This is a genomic window from Roseovarius sp., assembly GCF_965277045.1.
Lineage (GTDB): Bacteria > Pseudomonadota > Alphaproteobacteria > Rhodobacterales > Rhodobacteraceae > Roseovarius.
In genome coordinates this window covers 2692145-2707770 of the sequence record NZ_OZ255712.1, presented here as the reverse complement: position 1 = coordinate 2707770, position 15626 = coordinate 2692145, and the positions used below count along the sequence as shown (strand labels likewise).

The following is a 15626-nucleotide window of genomic DNA, read 5'->3' as shown; positions in this document are numbered from 1 at the left end:
GCGTGACGGACAAGCAGACACGCCACGCAACCGCCGTCGCCATCGACGGCCGTGCGGTTCTGATCCGCGGCGCGTCGGGCAGTGGCAAGTCGGGCCTCGCGCTGCAGCTTCTGGCGATGGGCGCGGGGCTGGTGGCGGACGACCGCACGGTGGTCTGGGCCGAGGGCGGCACGCTCTGGGCCGACGCGCCGGACACCATCCGCGGCCAAATCGAGGCGCGGGGCGTGGGCATCCTGCGCCCCGGCGCCGTGGGACCCGTGCCCGTTGCGCTGATCGTCGACATGGACACGGTCGAAACCGCCCGTCTTCCCGGAGACCACGCGGCGGTGATGATGGGCGTTTCGCTGCCGGTCCTTAACAAATCCGAGAGCGCCCATTTTTCTGCTGCGGTTGCAGTATATCTAAGGCAGACATGCCGGGAATGAGGAGTGGCCCGCGATGCCGGCAGGTCCGGTGACGAAAAGACTGGTTCTGGTGACCGGCCCCTCGGGGGCCGGGCGGACGACTGCGATCCGCGCGCTGGAGGATATGGGGTTCGAGGCGATCGACAACCTGCCGCTGTCGCTGTTGCCTCGGCTGATCGAGGGCGAGGGCCCGGACAAGCCGCTGGTGCTGGGCGTGGACACGCGCAACCGGGATTTTTCCACCAATGCGCTGATCGAGGTGATCGACCGGCTGAGCACCGATGCGACGGTGCATCTGCAGGTGCTCTATCTCGACAGCAGTGCCGAGGTGCTGACGCGGCGCTTTTCGGAAACGCGGCGTCGCCACCCCCTTGCCCCGGCCGAGACCCCCGATATCGGCATCGCCCGCGAGTTCGACCTGCTGGGCCCGATCCGGGCGCGGGCGGATATCCTGATCGACACGTCCGAACTGTCGCCGCACGACCTGCGGGCGGATCTGTCGCGCTGGTTCGCACCGGGCGAGGGCGGGCACATGTCGGTGTCCGTGCAGTCGTTTTCTTACAAGCGGGGGCTGCCACGGGGGCTGGACATGGTGCTGGACTGCCGGTTCCTGCGCAATCCCTACTGGGAGGCCGGCCTGCGCGGACTGACGGGGCAGGACGCACGTGTGCAGGCCTATGTGGGCGCAGATCCGATGTTCGAGGGCTTCGCCACGCGGGTCGGCGACCTGGTGACCCAGCTGTTGCCGGCCTACAAGGCGGAAGGCAAGGCATACCTGGCGATCGGGTTCGGCTGCACCGGCGGCCAGCATCGCAGCGTCACCATGGCAGAAACCTTGGCGCAGGCCCTTGCAGAGGCCGGCTGGCAGGTGTCTATAAGGCATCGCGAACTGGAGCGGCGCGGCTTGATCGTGCCGTCCGGGCCCGGCGGACACGCCGAGGCAGGGCTGAAGGGAGACATCGGGGCGTGATCGGGATCGTGATCGTGGCGCATGGCGGCCTGGCGCAGGGCTATCTGAAGGCGATCGAGCATGTCGTCGGCGGGCAGTCCGGAATACGTGCCATCCCGATCGAAGGCGATTTCGACCGCACCGAAAAGCAGGACGAGATCTGCCGGGTCGCCGACGAGGTGGATACCGGCGATGGCGTGCTGATCGTGGTGGACATTTTCGGCGCGTCGCCGGCTAACCTGTCGTTGAAGGCGTGCCAGCCTGAGAACCGGCGGATCCTGTACGGGGCCAACCTGCCGATGCTGCTGAAGCTGGCCAAGAGCCGCCATCTGGCCGTGCCCGATGCCGCCCGTGCCGCCCTCGACGCGGGGCGCAAGTATATCGACAGTCACACCCCGTGACCCGGGACAGACCCAGAAAGACCAGACTGAAATGACAGACACCGTCACCCGCGAGATCGAGATCGTCAACGAGAAGGGCCTGCACGCGCGTGCGGCGGCCAAGCTTGTGGAGGTGGTCGAAGGATTCGACGCGCAGGCCGAGGTCAGCCATGATGGGCAAACCACGGGTGCGGACAGCATCATGGGGCTTTTGATGTTGGCAGCATCGCGCGGAACGACTATTGACGTGCGAACCTGGGGGCCCGACGCGGAGGCCCTGGCCGACGCCATGAGCGCGTTGGTGGCCGACAGGTTCGGCGAGGAGATGTAGGCGCGCGATGCGCGGCGATACGGGAACAGACCACGTGGCGGACAAGGCGCAGGATCAGAGCGGCGAGGCGCAGCCCGGGTCGGTCAATTTCACGAAATACGACCGGCGCAGCCTGACCTATGCCAATTCGTTCGACAGCCCTGCCACGGCGCTGACGATCCGGGCGATCGAATGGGTGACGGGCAAGCTGACGATCATCAAGATGATCAAGGCCTTCGAGAAGCGCGGCGCTCCAACGGGCCAGCCGTTCTGGCGCGCGGCGCTGGATACGATGGGTATCCCGCTGCTGACCCCGCAGGACCAGATCGACAACATCCCCGAGACCGGCCCCGTGGTGATCGTGGCGAACCATCCGCACGGGCTGGTCGATGGCATGATCCTAGCCGATCTGATCGGACGGCGGCGGACCGATTACAAGATCCTGACGCGGGCGCTGCTGACGGGGATCGACGAGGTGGCGGCGTCCTACATGATTTCGGTGCCGTTCCCCCACGAGCCGGACGCGCAGCGCAAGTCGGTGGAGATGCGGGCCAAGGCGATGGCACACCTGAAGGAAGGCGGCGCGATCAGCGTGTTCCCGTCAGGCGTGGTGGCGTCGTCGGACAGCCTGTTCGGCCCGGTGAAGGAACGCGAGTGGAACGTCTTTACCGCGCAGATGATCCGGCGGTCGGGCGCCACGGTGGTGCCGATCTACTTCCCCGGCGCCAATTCACGGGCTTACCAGATGGCAAATTGCATTTCGGCCACGCTGCGCCAGAGCCTGTTGCTGCACGAGGTGGTGCGGGGCTGCAACCACCCGCAGAAGCCGGTGGTGGGCAAGCCGATCACGCCGGAGCAGATGGAGCTCTTGGACAAGGACCCGCGCGGGTTCATGGCGTGGTTGCGCGAGCATACGTTGAGCCTGGGCGACACGTGAGGACGGCGGTGGGTTTTCACCCACCCTACGGACGCGCCCCGCGTGGGGTCTTATCGGCCTTGCGTCAGCGGGTCGGGACCGGTTCCTCGCCGCGATAATCGTAGAAGCCGCGGCCGGTCTTGCGGCCCAGCCAGCCGGCCTCGACATATTTGGTCAGCAGCGGGCAGGGGCGGTACTTGGTGTCCGCCAGCCCGTCATGCAGGACGTTCATGATGGCAAGGCAGGTGTCGAGCCCGATGAAATCCGCCAGTTCCAGCGGGCCCATCGGGTGATTGGTACCGAGCTTCATCGACGTGTCGATGGAGGTGACGGAGCCGACGCCCTCGTAGAGGGTATAGACCGCCTCGTTGATCATCGGCATCAGGATGCGGTTGACGATGAAGGCGGGGAAATCCTCGGAAGAGGCGGCGGTCTTGCCGAGCTTTTCCACGACGGCGAGGCAGGCGTCGTATGTGGGCTTGTCCGTGGCGATGCCGCGAATGAGCTCCACCAGCTGCATGACCGGGACGGGATTCATGAAGTGGAAGCCCATGAATTTCTCGGGGCGGTCGGTGCGGCTGGCAAGACGGGTGATCGAGATCGACGAGGTGTTCGACGTGAGTATGGTGTCGGGGCCGAGATGCGGCACGAGATCCTCGAAGATGGCCTGTTTGACGGTCTCGCGCTCGGTGGCGGATTCAACGACGAGGTCGGTCTTGCCCAGTTCGGGCAGGTCGAGCGTGGTGGTGATGCGCGACAGGGCGGCATCGCGGTCCTCGGCCTTCATCTTGTCGCGGCTGACCATGCGGTCCATGTTCGACTTGATCACCCCGAGGCCCTTGTCCAGCGCCTCCTGGTTGATGTCGTTGAGCAGGACGTCATAGCCCGCGACGGCCATCACATGCGCGATTCCGTTGCCCATCTGTCCGGCTCCGACGACGCCCACCTTGCGGATCTCCATGCAGGTCCCTTTCGCTTTTGCGACACCATATGCCCCGTGCCGCGGGCGCTGCAAGGGAAAGCGGACGTTAAAATTCTGGTCGAATTGAGCGTTTAACGGAATCGCAAGACCTGCGGCCCAAAGCTGGCAACCGGGTGAGTTAAATGAGGTGGGCGGGATGTCCTTTCATGGCAAGGGCCGCTGGAACGCGACGCCCGAGACGTGCCGGTACGGGGCGTCGAAGCTGGCGTTTCGCGGGCCGAAACGCAGCCTGACGAACGAGTATGTGGCGTTTCTTGGCGGGACGGAGACCTATGGCAAGTTCGTCGCCCGGCCCTTTGCGCAAGGGATCGAGGCGGTGACCGGCGTGGCTTGCGTGAACCTGGGTCAGCCCAATGCGGGGATCGATGTCTTGCTGGGCGATCCGGGTCTGGTGCGCATCGCGTCGGGGGCGGCGGCGGTGGTGGTGCAGGTGCCGTGCGCGGCGAACCTGTCGAACCCGTTCTACAAGGTGCATTCGCGGCGCAACGATCGGTTCCTGCGGGCGGAAGCGCCGTTGCGGGCGCTGTTCCCGGAGGTGGATTTCACCGAGTTCAGTTTCACGCGGCACATGCTGATGCATCTGAATGCGGTTTCGGCGGAGCGGTTCAGCGAGGTGCGGCATGGCCTGGCGCAGTCCTGGGACGCGGGCATGCGGCGGCTGATCGCGGAAATCCGGGCGCCGGTGATCCTGTTGTGGTTTTCCGAGCGGGCGCCGGATCGGGATGAGGACGCGGTGGAGGCGCGGTGTGAGCCGGTGCTGGTGGGACGCGAGATGGTCGTGGCTTTGCAGCGGTACGCAGTGGCGTTCGTGGACGCCGGCAAGGTGGCGCGAGACGGTCAAGGCGTGGGTTCTCACCCACCCTACGCGGCGGGGCGCGAAGGGGACGCGCCGCGGGATCTGCCGGGGCAGGCGGCGCATGACGCGGTGGCGGAGACGTTGATCCCGGTATTGGCGGGGGTGTTGGACCCGTGAGCGCTTGCAATCGGTGGCGCGTGGGTTTTCACCCACCCTACACCCGTGAGCGGGGAGGAACAGTCGGGCGCGGGTTGCGGCCGTCCAAACGAAAAGACCCGCCACGGGGGCGGGTCAGTTCGGTGCCATGTGCGGGACGGATTAGCCGAGTTTCTCGGTCAGTTCCGGCACGGCGGTGAAGAGGTCGGCCACGAGGCCGTAATCGGCGACCTGGAAGATCGGCGCCTCTTCGTCCTTGTTGATGGCGACGATGACCTTGGAGTCCTTCATGCCCGCAAGGTGCTGGATCGCGCCCGAGATGCCGACGGCGATGTAGAGGTCGGGTGCGACGACCTTGCCGGTCTGGCCGACCTGCCAGTCGTTGGGGGCATAGCCCGAGTCCACCGCGGCACGGGACGCGCCCACGGCGGCGCCGAGCTTGTCGGCGAGGTTCTCGATCAGCTTGAAGTCGTCTTGCGAACCGACACCGCGGCCACCGGAGACGACGATGCCGGCCGAGGTCAGCTCGGGGCGGTCGGATTCGGCGACCTTGTCCTCGACCCATTCCGAAAGGCCGGGGTTGTCGGCGGCGGAAATGGTCTCGACCGAGGCCGAGCCGCCGTCGCCGGCGGCATCGAAGGTCGAGGTGCGGAAGGTGACGACCTTCTTGGCGTCGGAGGATTTCACCGTCTGGATCGCGTTGCCGGCGTAGATCGGACGCTCGAACGTGTCGGCGTCGACAACGCCGGAGGCGTCGGAGATCACCATGACATCCAGAAGGGCCGCCACGCGGGGCATCACGTTCTTGGCGTCGGTGGTGGCCGGGGCCACGATGTGCTCGTAATCGCCTGCGAGCGACACGATCAGCGCGGCGGTGGATTCCGCCAGGCGGTGGCCCAGCGAGGCGTCCTCGGCCACGAGGACCTTGGAGACACCGTCGATCTTGGCGGCGGCCTCCCCGGCGGCGGCGGCGGAGCCCCCGGCACAGAGCACGGTCACGTCGCCCAGCTTGGAGGCGGCGGTGACGGCCTTGGCGGTGGCGTCGAGCGCCAGTTCGCCGTCGTTCACTTCGGCAAGAAGAAGTACAGACATTACACGGCCCCCGCTTCTTTGAGTTTGGCGACAAGTTCATCGACCGATCCGACCATTTCGCCGGCCTTGCGGGCCTCGGGCTCTTCGGTCTTGACGATTTCGAGGCGCGGCGCGACGTCGACGCCGTAATCGGCGGCGGTTTTCTCGTCGAGCGGCTTTTTCTTGGCCTTCATGATGTTGGGCAGCGAGGCATAGCGCGGCTCGTTGAGGCGCAGGTCCACGGTGACGATCGTGGGCATCTTGACCTTGATCGTCTGCAAACCGCCATCGACCTCGCGGGTGATCACGGCATTGTCGCCGTCGATGTCCAGCTTGGAGGCGAAGGTGCCCTGGGACCAGCCCAGCAGGGCCGACAGCATCTGGCCCGTGGCGTTCATGTCGTTGTCGATGGCCTGCTTGCCGGCGATCACGAGGCCGGGCTCTTCTTCCTTGACGACGGCGGCGAGGATCTTGGCGACGGCCAGCGGCTCGATGTCGGTGTGCACGTCGTCGGCGGCCTCGACCAGGATGGCGCGGTCGGCGCCCATGGCCAGCGCGGTGCGCAGGGTTTCCTGCGCCTGCTTGACGCCGATGGACACGGCGACGACCTCGTCGGCCTTGCCGGCCTCTTTCAGGCGGATGGCCTCTTCGACGGCGATTTCGTCAAAGGGGTTCATCGACATTTTGACATTGGCAAGATCGACGCCCGATCCGTCCGCCTTGACGCGGACCTTCACGTTGTAGTCGATCACGCGTTTGACAGGCACGAGCACCTTCATCGGCATGGTCTCCCTTAAAAATTACACGGAGCCGCAGCAACGCGGCTCCGCCCCTTGCTCTGGGGCGTTTGATACAGAACTGTTAGCCGGGGAAACAGGGTAAAATCGTCACGTTTCCGACTTGCGACGTCGCGTTTCCGGTACGGCATGGGGAATCTGTGCGCAAAGCGCCGGTATCAGGGAGCGACGCCGTGTTTCTGCGCCAGTTCATGCAGCACCGAATCCTCGGGCGGGGTGCCGTTGAAACGATTCCACAGCCGTTCGCGCACGCGCCGGCCATAGAAATGGATCGAGACGGTATCGTCCTGCACCTGGTTCCAGACCTTCCACGCCTCTCGGAAATAGATGCGCCGGTCCTCGAACAGGACGGGGTACAGAACGTGGGGATCGAGCGCGTGCTTGAACTCGTCGTTCTGGTGCAGGAAATGCGACAGCGCCTTGGGGCCCCACGCGCCCCAGGGCATTTCGGACACATGCATCGGGTCGCCCGCGTCGGCACGGGCGCGCATTTCCTCCTTGTGCCGGGGCATCATCCAGGGCGGGATGGCATACTCGTCCTCGCAGAACCCGATCAGGTTTTGCAGCGAGGGCGACGCGGCGGGCAGGGCCATCACGCCGTTGGCCACAACCTTGTCGCTTTCGCGGCCGAAGAAGAAGCCGTCCTTGGGAAGGAAAGGCTTGAGGCAGTAGGCATCGGTGTCGGACCAGATGATACCGTCGTTCTTGGCCAGCAGGTGATAGCGGAACTTGTCGGCATGGATCGCGGGGCTGCCGGTGCGTTCGTGGCGCACGATGGTGTCGGGGTCGGGCAGGATGTCGGAGGCGGGGGCCTGTTCGACGCCTTTCGGGCAATCCTTGACCCCGTGGTAGGAAAACATCACCACGGGATGGCCGGCATCGACGAAGGACGTGACGCACAGCCGTTCGATGAAGCCCAGCGGCGGGCCGTCCCAGAACATGGCGATGGTGGGCAGGGTCATGGACCTCTCCTGGCTGCTCGGACCGGGCGTTGGATCGCCCGGTATTTGGCGCTCAGAATGTCACTTTTGCCGGCCCCGCGCCAGAGATTTCAGCGGTTTGCGCCGGGGGTCCAGAGCACGTCGTCGCGGCCCGAATCGTTGGCCATGCGGGCAGCGACGAAGAACCAGTCGCTGAGGCGGTTGAGGTATTTCACCGCCGCCGGGTTCACGTGTTCCATCGTGGCCAGTTCCACCGCCAGGCGTTCCGCCCGCCGCGACACCGTGCGGCAGAGATGCAGGTGCGCCGACAGGGCCGATCCGCCGGGAAGGATGAAGCTGCGCAGGGGTTCGAGCACCTTGTTCATGGTGTCGATCTCGGTTTCCAGGCGCGAGACCTGGTTGTCGACCATGCGCAGGGGCGCGAATTCCGCCTTGTCGTCGTTTTCCATGTCGGGGCGGCAGAGATCGGCGCCGAGGTCGAAGAGATCGTTCTGGATGCGCGACAGGGCGGCATCGGTTTCGCCGTCCGCGTGCAGGCGGGCGAGGCCGACGGTGGCATTCACCTCGTCCACGGTGCCGTAGGCGGTGACGCGCATCGAGTGCTTGGCCACGCGCGACCCGTTGCCGAGCGCGGTTTCCCCGTGATCGCCGGTCTTGGTGTAGATCTTGTTGAGAACGACCATGTTCATTCACCTCCCATTTGGCGGCGGATATAGACGAAAAGCAGGATCAGGACCACTGCAATGAACTGGGCGATGATGCGCCAGCGCATGAACTTGTTCGAGCGCTTGGCGGCGTCGATGCCTTCCTTGCCGAAGTTCGAAATGCCCAGGATGAGAATGACGCCGACGACCGCGCAGGCAAGCGCGGCGATGATGAAGAGGGGGTCGTTGAGCATGTGAAACTCTTGGTTTTTCCAGTCAATGGCGGAGGTAGCTCGTATGTGTCAAAAGGCGAATGGGGTAAGGTGACGCGGGGCCTCTTGCCCGCCCTTCCGGGCCGTCGTGTTACAGTTTCGCCTGGATCCAGTCGAGGGCGCTGGTGGGCAGGATGCGCCGCAGCGCGGCCAGCAGATAGGTCGGCGTGGTGACGAAATAGCGGGCCCGGGGGCGTGGGGATTCCAACGCGTGGATCAGCTTTTTCGTGACGGCGGGGGCGGGCAGTTCGAACGTGTCCGGCCCGCTGCTGTGGTAAAGGCGCGGGATGAGGCGTTGCTCGTAGAGCGGCCGGGCGGGGGCGTTCTTCCAGTCGATCCAGCGTTCGAAATGGGGGATCGAGTTGACGCGGATCTTGGACGTCACCGGCCCGGGTTCAATCAGAACGATGTGGATCGGGGTGTCGCGCATCTCGATCCGCATGGTGCTGGTCAGACCTTCGAGCGCATGCTTGGTGGCGTTGTAGGCGCCGCGCATCCGCAGCGTGGAAAAGCCCAGAACGGAGGAGTTCTGCACGATCCTCCCGTGCCCCTGGGCCCGCATCACCGGGATGACCTGGCGCGTCAGCTCGTGCCAGCCGAAGAAGTTGGCCTCGAAGATGGCGCGCAGGGCGTCTGTGGGCAGATCCTCGACCATGCCGGGGCAGCCGAAGGCGCCGTTGTTGAAGAGCGCATCCAGCGTGCCGCCGGTGGCGTCGAGAACTTCGGCAAGGCCGGAGGTTATGGTGTCGGGCTGTTGGTAGTCGATGAGGGGGCTGTCGAAGCCTTCGGCCCGCATCCGGGCGCAGTCCTTTTCCTGCCGGCACGAGGCGAACACGCGCCAGCCGCGCGCCCGTAGTCCGTGCGCCGCGTCATAGCCGATGCCGGAGGAGCAGCCGGTGATGAGAAGGGACTTCCGCGTCATGGCCGGACCTTGGCGCGGGCCGGCGTCATATGCAATCGCTTTGAACGCGAATTACTGCGCCGGGTCGCTGACGAGCCAGTCGGCCATCCAGCCGGTTTCGCCGGTCGTGACGACCTCGAGTTCCAGCCAGCCGTTGTCGGCACGTCCGAGCACGGCCACCTCGGCCCCTTCGCCAAGGTTGCCGACGCGGGCAAAGTCGGTGCCCGGTCCGCCGCGCATGTTGGCGGAGCTGGCGGTGATGTAGCGAATGTCGGAGTAGGGCCTGTCGGCGCGCGCGGACCGCGCGGCCGCTTCGGCCTGTTCGCGCAGCTCGGCCTGCGACGCCTGCTGCTCGAACAGCTCGATCGCGCCGGGCCAGTGACGCTTAACCTGGTCGGCGGCGGCACCGCCCTCTTCCAGGGCGGCCAGGACGGCATTGTCTTCGTTGGTCTTCGGACGGGTCAGGAACCTGGCCTTGTCTTCGACACGCTCTGTCCGGGCGGTTTCCTGGGCGGCGCCTGCCTCTGCCATCTCACCGATGGAGGCGAGCGTGATCTGGAAGCGCTCGGGCTTGGTGGTTTCGGGCAGTTCTATGCGTTCCGGGGCGGGCGGTTCCGCAGGCTGCGATTCGGCCACGGTCACCTCTGGCGCGGGGTTGCTCGCCCGGGCCTGGATCGAGTTCTCACTGGGCGCATAATCGGCGCCGCCGCTGAGTTCCCAGAAGGCGAAACCAAGAAAAGCGAATGTTACCAAAATAAAGCGCCACATTGCGCGTGTCCCCCGGGGCAGCGAAGTCAACTTCTTACAATAGAACACAACTTACACGATTCGGTTCCTGCCGGCATGGGAAAAGGCACAGAATCTTCCCAACCTGTGCTTTACCTGCGCAAATGCGGGGGGTATCACAGCATCTATGACTGATTTGGTCGATGACCCCAACATAGGCCCCGAGAATGGGGGCAATTCCGTGGCGGAGCCGCTGCGCCGGGCGATCGGCGAGCGCTACCTGACCTATGCGTTGTCGACCATCATGCACCGGGCGCTGCCGGATGCGCGCGACGGGCTGAAGCCGGTGCACCGGCGGATCCTGTTCGCCATGCGCGAGCTGCGGCTGAGCGCCAGCGGCGGGTTCCGCAAGTCCGCCAAGATCAGCGGCGACGTGATGGGCAACTATCACCCGCATGGCGATGCCGCGATCTATGACGCGATGGCGCGGCTGGCGCAGGATTTCAACGTGCGCTACCCGCTGGTCGACGGGCAGGGGAATTTCGGCAATATCGACGGGGACAACCCGGCCGCCAGCCGGTACACCGAGGCGCGGCTGACCATCGTGGCCGAGGCCCTGTTGGAGGGGCTGAACGAGAACGCGGTTGATTACCGGGACAATTACGACGGCACGCTGACCGAGCCTGTGGTGCTGCCGGCGCAGTTTCCGAACCTGCTGGCCAATGGGTCGAGCGGGATCGCGGTGGGGATGGCGACGAACATTCCGCCGCACAACATCGCGGAACTGGTGGATGCCTGCCTGCATCTGATCAAGACGCCCGATGCGCGGGACGACACGCTGCTGAACTACGTGCCCGGCCCGGATTTCCCCACGGGTGGCATCATCGTGGAGCCGCCCGAGGCCATCGCGCAGGCCTATCGCACGGGCAAAGGCGGGTTTCGCCTGCGGTGCCGCTACGAGGTCGAGGACCTGGGGCGCGGACAGTGGCAGATCGTGGTCACGGAAATTCCCTTCCAGGTGCAGAAATCCAAGCTGATCGAGAAGCTGGCGGAGGTCATCCAGACCAAGAAGGTGCCGATTCTGGCCGACGTGCGGGACGAGAGCGCCGACGACATCCGAGTGATCCTTGAACCGCGATCGAAGAATGTGGAGCCCGAGGTGCTGATGCAGTCGCTGTATCGCAACTCGGACCTGGAAGTGCGGTTCAGCCTGAACATGAACGTGCTGGTGGACGGGGTGACGCCCAAGGTCTGCAGCCTGAAGGAAGTGCTGCGGGCCTTCCTCGATTTCCGGCGCGAGGTGCTGATCCGGCGCAGCCAGCACCGGATGGAGAAGATCGACCACCGGCTGGAGGTCCTCGAAGGCCTGATCGTGGCATTCCTGAACCTCGACCGGGTGATCGACATCATCCGCTATGACGACGACCCCAAGGCCGCGCTGATGCGTGAGGATTGGGGGCGGGAGTTTGTCCGTGCCCGCGACGAGGCGGATTACGTTTCGCCGGCCGAGGGCGGTGAGGACGGGCTGACCGAGGTGCAGGCCGAGGCGATCCTGAACATGCGGCTGCGCAGTTTGCGGCGGCTGGAAGAGATCGAGCTGGTCAAGGAGCGCGACGCGCTGATGGAAGAGCGCGCGGGGCTGGAGGATCTGCTGGAAAGCGAGGGGCTTCAGTGGGACGCGATCTCGGACCAGCTGAAGGACGTGAAGAAGAAATTCGGCAAGGAGTATGAGGGCGGCGCGCGGCGGACCACATTCGCCGAGGCGGGCGAGGTCGAGGAAGTGCCGCTGGAGGCGATGATCGACCGCGAGCCGATCACCGTGGTCTGTTCCAAGATGGGGTGGATCCGGGCCATGTCGGGGCATATCGACCTGGACCGCGAACTGAAGTTCAAGGACGGCGACGAAGGGCGGTTCATCTTCCATGCCGAGACGACCGACCGGCTGCTTGTCTTCGGGACGAACGGGCGGTTCTACACGCTGAGTGCGGCCAACCTGCCCGGCGGGCGGGGGATGGGTGAGCCCTTGCGCCTGATGGTGGATTTGCCGAACGAGTCGGATATCGTGGCGATCTTCATCCACAAGCCGGGCCGGAAACTGCTGGTGGCGTCTTCGGCTGGCGACGGGTTCATCGTGCCGGAGGACGAGGTCGTGGCGCAGACACGCTCGGGCAAGCAGGTGTTGAACGTGCGCGACGGCGTGCGGGCACAGGTGTGCCGGGCGGTCACGGGCGATCACGTGGCCTGCGTGGGCGAGAACCGCAAGGTGCTGATCTTCCCGCTGGACGAGCTGCCAGAGATGGGCCGCGGCAAGGGCGTGCGGCTGCAGAAATACAAGGATGGCGGGTTGTCCGATGCGACGACCTTCACGCTGGCCGAGGGGCTGAGCTGGCTCGATCCCGCCGGGCGGACACGCACCGAGACGGCGCTGGAGGAATGGACCGCGCGCCGCGCCGGCGCCGGTCGCATGGCGCCGAGGGGCTTTCCGCGTAACAACCGCTTCACCTGAGATTGATTTGTCGTGTGCGGGGGGTGCCGCTTAGCTTGCTTGCAGATGGATGCAAGGAGGATGGACATGCTTTTGACACGACGGGTATTGATCGCGAGCGGTGCTGCGGCGCTGCTGGCACGACCGGGGATGGCCGACGAGCCGCGCTGGTACCAGAACCGGGCCTTTGCGGCGGATGGCGCGGACGTGGTGGCGTATTTCGGGCTGGAACCGGGGGCCAACGGCGTGGCCGGATCGGATGAATTCGTCACCGAATGGAACGGGGCCAAGTGGCGGTTCTCGTCGGCCGCGAACCAGGCGGCGTTCGAGGCGAACCCGCAGAAATACGCGCCGGCCTTTGGTGGGTATTGCGCCTGGGCAGTCTCGCAGGGCTACACCGCGCATGGCGACAAGGATGCGTGGACGGTGCATCAGGGCAGGCTTTACCTCAATTACAACAAATCGGTGCGCCAGCGTTGGTTGGGGGATGTCCCCGGCAACGTGTCAAAGGGCGAGGCGAATTGGCCGACGGTCTTGGGCGGCTAGCAGTGGGGGCGCGTGGGTTTTACCCACCAGAGTGGTGGGTTTTCACCCACCCTACGGGTTGAGTTTTGTCCAAGGCAGGAGGTCTCGGGTCAAGCCCGGGACAAGGTGAGGAATAAGCCGGCGGACGCGTCAGGCGACGGAGGCCGGTTGGGGTGTCGAGACCGGTTCGGCCTCAAGCCAGACGCCGCCTTCGGGGCGCAGGGTGAGGATCATGACCGGGTCCGGGTTGCGGCCCGCGACGGGGATGAAGCGGAAGCGGTTCAGGAGCGTGCCGAGGATGATCACAGCTTCTTGCAAGGCGAAGCTGGCGCCGATGCAGATGCGCGGGCCGTCGCCGAAGGGCAGGTAGGCGTAGCGTTCGACCGCCTTACGGTCGGCAAAGCGGTCGGGACGGAAGGCGTCGGGCTCGTCCCACAGCATGTGATGGCGGTGCAGCGCATAGATCGGCAGGATCACCGTGTCGCCCTTGCGGATTTCGCGCCCGCAAAGCGTGTCGTTGGCCATGGCGGTGCGCGACACCATCCCGGCGGGCGGGTAGAGGCGCAGGGCCTCGTCAATGATCTGGCGCATGTAGGGCAGCTTATCGACATGATCGCCGGTCACCGGGCCGTCGCCGCAGACCGCGCGCAGTTCGGCGCGGGCGCGGTCCTGCACGTCCTGGTCGAAGGCGCAGAGGTAGAGCGACCAGCCCAGGGTGAGCGCCGTGGTCTCGTGCCCCGCGACGATGAAGGTCAGGAGATTGTCGCGCAGCTCGGCGGTGTTCATCTGGCGCTTGGTCTTGGGATCCTCGCCTTCCATCAAAAGGTCGAGCAGGTCGGGCACGCCCTCGGGGCCGCGCTGGCGGCGCGCCTCGATCGCCTCGTCGGCAATGCGGCGCATGTCGCCCACGGCATTGCGCGAAAAGATCAGGCGGCCGGGGCGCGGCACCCAGTCGGGCGCGCCCAGCACGTCGAGCAGGGATATCTTGCCGGCCTCGGAGATATAGGCGTCGATGCCGCGATGCACCGCGTCGGCGTCGAACATGCCGTCGCCGGAAAAGGTCACGTCGGCGATGACGTCGAAGGTGGTGCGCACCATGTCGGCGGCCATGTCGATGGCGCGGGGGCCGGCCTCGGCCACGCGGTCGGCGCTGCGCTGGGCGGCGGCGGTCATGATCGGGGCGAGGTTCATCACGTTGCGATGTGAGAACACCGGCGCCGCGGTGCGCCGCTGCCAGCGCCAGTGGGCGCCTTCGGCAATGAAAAGGGACTCGCCGATGGCCGGTTTCAGCAGGTTCTTGGTGACCAGCGACTTGGGATAGGTATCCACACGTTCGAGCAGCATTTCGCGGATCGCGCCGGGGTCCATCACCATGTGCCAGCGCTTGCCGGTGCGCCCCGACACCATGGGCTGGCGGGTGGCCAGCTCGGGGATGATGCTGAGCACGTTGCGCCGGGCGGCCCCAAGACTGCCGAGGATGCCCATCGGCTCGGTGGCGAGGGGGACTTTGACAGGGGTGTCGGCGTGGGACATGGGGCCTCCGGTGCTGGCTCTCTCTAACATAGGCATGCGTCGGGCAGGCGGCAAATCGGCGGCGGGACTTTGCGGCAATATGGGGCAGGGCGGGAATTGCCAGCGCCGGGCGGCCTTGGTATCGCTGAAACGGGACGGTTGCGGGGGGTGCGGAAATGCTGAGACTTCTGGCGTGGGGGCTGGTGGTCGCCTGGGTGTCGGCCTGCACGCAGGTGGACGACCTTGAAGAGGCGCCGGTCTACCTCGGCAATTTCCATCTTGGGCATAATGTGGTGGCAGCGCCCAACCTGCAAAAAGGTCCGTTGTCGCGCGAGGCCAGCAAGGCGGCGTGGATCGCGGCGATGACACAGGCGGTGGACGACCGGTTCTCGCGCCAAGAGGGCACGCGGCTCTATCACCTGGGCATCACCCTGGAAGCCTACGTTCTGGCGAAGGCGGGGGTCCCCGTGATCGCGGCGCCGAAATCGGCGCTGGTACTGAAGGTCACGGCCTGGGACGACGCAAAGAAGGCGCGACTGAACGAGACGCCGGAGCTGATCACCGTGATCGAGGGCCTGTCGGGGGACACCGTCGTGGGGTCCGGCCTGACGCGGACGGCGGAAGAGCAGATGCAGGTGCTGACCCGGACGGGGGCCAAGCTGATCGAGAACTGGCTGGTGCGGCAGAACAACGCCGAAGGCTGGTTCGAGGACGATGGACGGCCCGCACGTACCAAGGCCAGGGCCCGCGCGGCGGAGGCGCGCGCGGCAGCGTCGGAGGAAGAGCGGATGCAGGCCGCCGCGAAGGAGGCGCTGAAAAAGACGCAGACCCAGACCGCGGAATAGCGCCACCGCCGCCC

General features: G+C 65.8%; 18 protein-coding genes. 9 read left to right on the top strand and 9 right to left on the bottom strand.

The genetic code is table 11. The features are described 5' to 3' along the window. The first annotated feature begins 2 nt into the window (after positions 1 to 2). Genes ACQY4V_RS13565 through ACQY4V_RS13545 form a run of 5 tightly spaced genes read left to right on the top strand, consistent with a single transcriptional unit; the run spans position 3 to position 2980 of the window. Entirely contained in the window at positions 3 to 425 is a 423-nt protein-coding gene (locus ACQY4V_RS13565; protein WP_428512484.1) for an HPr kinase/phosphorylase, read from the top strand. Between the two features lie 13 nt (positions 426 to 438). After that, positions 439 to 1374: an RNase adapter RapZ gene (gene rapZ, locus ACQY4V_RS13560; RefSeq protein ID WP_428512482.1), complete on the top strand. Its 936-nt coding sequence runs from the start codon at positions 439 to 441 to the stop codon at positions 1372 to 1374. Beyond that, entirely contained in the window at positions 1371 to 1754 is a 384-nt protein-coding gene (locus tag ACQY4V_RS13555; RefSeq protein WP_222452544.1) for a PTS sugar transporter subunit IIA, read from the top strand. Before rapZ ends, ACQY4V_RS13555 begins: the two co-directional genes overlap by 4 nt. A 31-nt stretch (positions 1755 to 1785) precedes the next feature. Then, entirely contained in the window at positions 1786 to 2064 is a 279-nt protein-coding gene (locus ACQY4V_RS13550; RefSeq protein WP_222452545.1) for an HPr family phosphocarrier protein, read from the top strand. Positions 2065 to 2071: 7 nt separating this feature from the next. Beyond that, positions 2072 to 2980 (top strand): lysophospholipid acyltransferase family protein, encoded by a 909-nt coding sequence (locus ACQY4V_RS13545; RefSeq protein WP_222452546.1) that lies wholly within the window; start codon positions 2072 to 2074, stop codon positions 2978 to 2980. A 64-nt stretch (positions 2981 to 3044) separates the two neighbouring features. Here the strand turns inward: ACQY4V_RS13545 and ACQY4V_RS13540 are convergent, their stop codons facing one another. Then, positions 3045 to 3920: a 3-hydroxybutyryl-CoA dehydrogenase gene (locus ACQY4V_RS13540; RefSeq protein ID WP_428512479.1), complete on the bottom strand. Its 876-nt coding sequence runs from the start codon at positions 3918 to 3920 to the stop codon at positions 3045 to 3047. 157 nt (positions 3921 to 4077) lie between these two features. On the opposite strand from ACQY4V_RS13540, the gene ACQY4V_RS13535 reads away from it, so the two are divergent. Continuing rightward, on the top strand, positions 4078 to 4914 hold the full coding sequence (locus tag ACQY4V_RS13535; RefSeq protein WP_428512477.1) for a DUF6473 family protein: 837 nt from the start codon (positions 4078 to 4080) through the stop codon (positions 4912 to 4914). A 141-nt stretch (positions 4915 to 5055) separates the two neighbouring features. On the opposite strand, the gene ACQY4V_RS13530 is transcribed toward ACQY4V_RS13535, so the two are convergent. From ACQY4V_RS13530 to ACQY4V_RS13500, 7 genes are all read right to left on the bottom strand, one after another. Then, positions 5056 to 5985, bottom strand: a complete 930-nt coding sequence (locus ACQY4V_RS13530; protein WP_428512475.1) for an electron transfer flavoprotein subunit alpha/FixB family protein — start codon at positions 5983 to 5985, stop codon at positions 5056 to 5058. Then, positions 5985 to 6743: an electron transfer flavoprotein subunit beta/FixA family protein gene (locus ACQY4V_RS13525; protein WP_057794230.1), complete on the bottom strand. Its 759-nt coding sequence runs from the start codon at positions 6741 to 6743 to the stop codon at positions 5985 to 5987. Before ACQY4V_RS13525 ends, ACQY4V_RS13530 begins: the two co-directional genes overlap by 1 nt. Positions 6744 to 6919: 176 nt before the next feature. After that, a complete protein-coding gene (locus ACQY4V_RS13520) occupies positions 6920 to 7723 on the bottom strand; it encodes a hypothetical protein (RefSeq protein WP_428512473.1) in 804 nt (267 codons plus the stop codon). Positions 7724 to 7812: 89 nt separating this feature from the next. Beyond that, the gene (locus ACQY4V_RS13515; protein WP_428517245.1) at positions 7813 to 8385 is read right to left on the bottom strand and encodes a cob(I)yrinic acid a,c-diamide adenosyltransferase; all 573 of its coding nucleotides are present in this window, start codon (positions 8383 to 8385) and stop codon (positions 7813 to 7815) included. A 2-nt stretch (positions 8386 to 8387) separates the two neighbouring features. Continuing rightward, on the bottom strand, positions 8388 to 8600 hold the full coding sequence (locus tag ACQY4V_RS13510) for a twin transmembrane helix small protein (protein WP_428512471.1): 213 nt from the start codon (positions 8598 to 8600) through the stop codon (positions 8388 to 8390). A gap of 109 nt (positions 8601 to 8709) precedes the next feature. Next, positions 8710 to 9540 (bottom strand): SDR family NAD(P)-dependent oxidoreductase, encoded by an 831-nt coding sequence (locus ACQY4V_RS13505; protein WP_428512469.1) that lies wholly within the window; start codon positions 9538 to 9540, stop codon positions 8710 to 8712. Positions 9541 to 9591: 51 nt separating this feature from the next. Next, positions 9592 to 10287 carry an SH3 domain-containing protein gene (locus ACQY4V_RS13500; protein WP_428512467.1) on the bottom strand — a complete coding sequence of 232 codons (696 nt, stop codon included), beginning with the start codon at positions 10285 to 10287 and terminating at the stop codon, positions 9592 to 9594. Between the two features lie 145 nt (positions 10288 to 10432). Between ACQY4V_RS13500 and parC the strand changes: the two genes are divergently transcribed. Continuing rightward, complete coding sequence (gene parC, locus ACQY4V_RS13495; RefSeq protein ID WP_428512465.1) at positions 10433 to 12751, top strand: DNA topoisomerase IV subunit A; 2319 nt, start codon at positions 10433 to 10435, stop codon at positions 12749 to 12751. A gap of 66 nt (positions 12752 to 12817) precedes the next feature. After that, entirely contained in the window at positions 12818 to 13276 is a 459-nt protein-coding gene (locus tag ACQY4V_RS13490) for a YHS domain-containing (seleno)protein (RefSeq protein WP_428512463.1), read from the top strand. Between the two features lie 129 nt (positions 13277 to 13405). On the opposite strand, the gene ACQY4V_RS13485 is transcribed toward ACQY4V_RS13490, so the two are convergent. Next, complete coding sequence (locus ACQY4V_RS13485) at positions 13406 to 14788, bottom strand: cytochrome P450 (RefSeq protein ID WP_428512461.1); 1383 nt, start codon at positions 14786 to 14788, stop codon at positions 13406 to 13408. Between the two features lie 155 nt (positions 14789 to 14943). On the opposite strand from ACQY4V_RS13485, the gene ACQY4V_RS13480 reads away from it, so the two are divergent. Then, a complete protein-coding gene (locus ACQY4V_RS13480) occupies positions 14944 to 15612 on the top strand; it encodes a hypothetical protein (RefSeq protein ID WP_428512459.1) in 669 nt (222 codons plus the stop codon). Positions 15613 to 15626 lie beyond the last annotated feature (14 nt).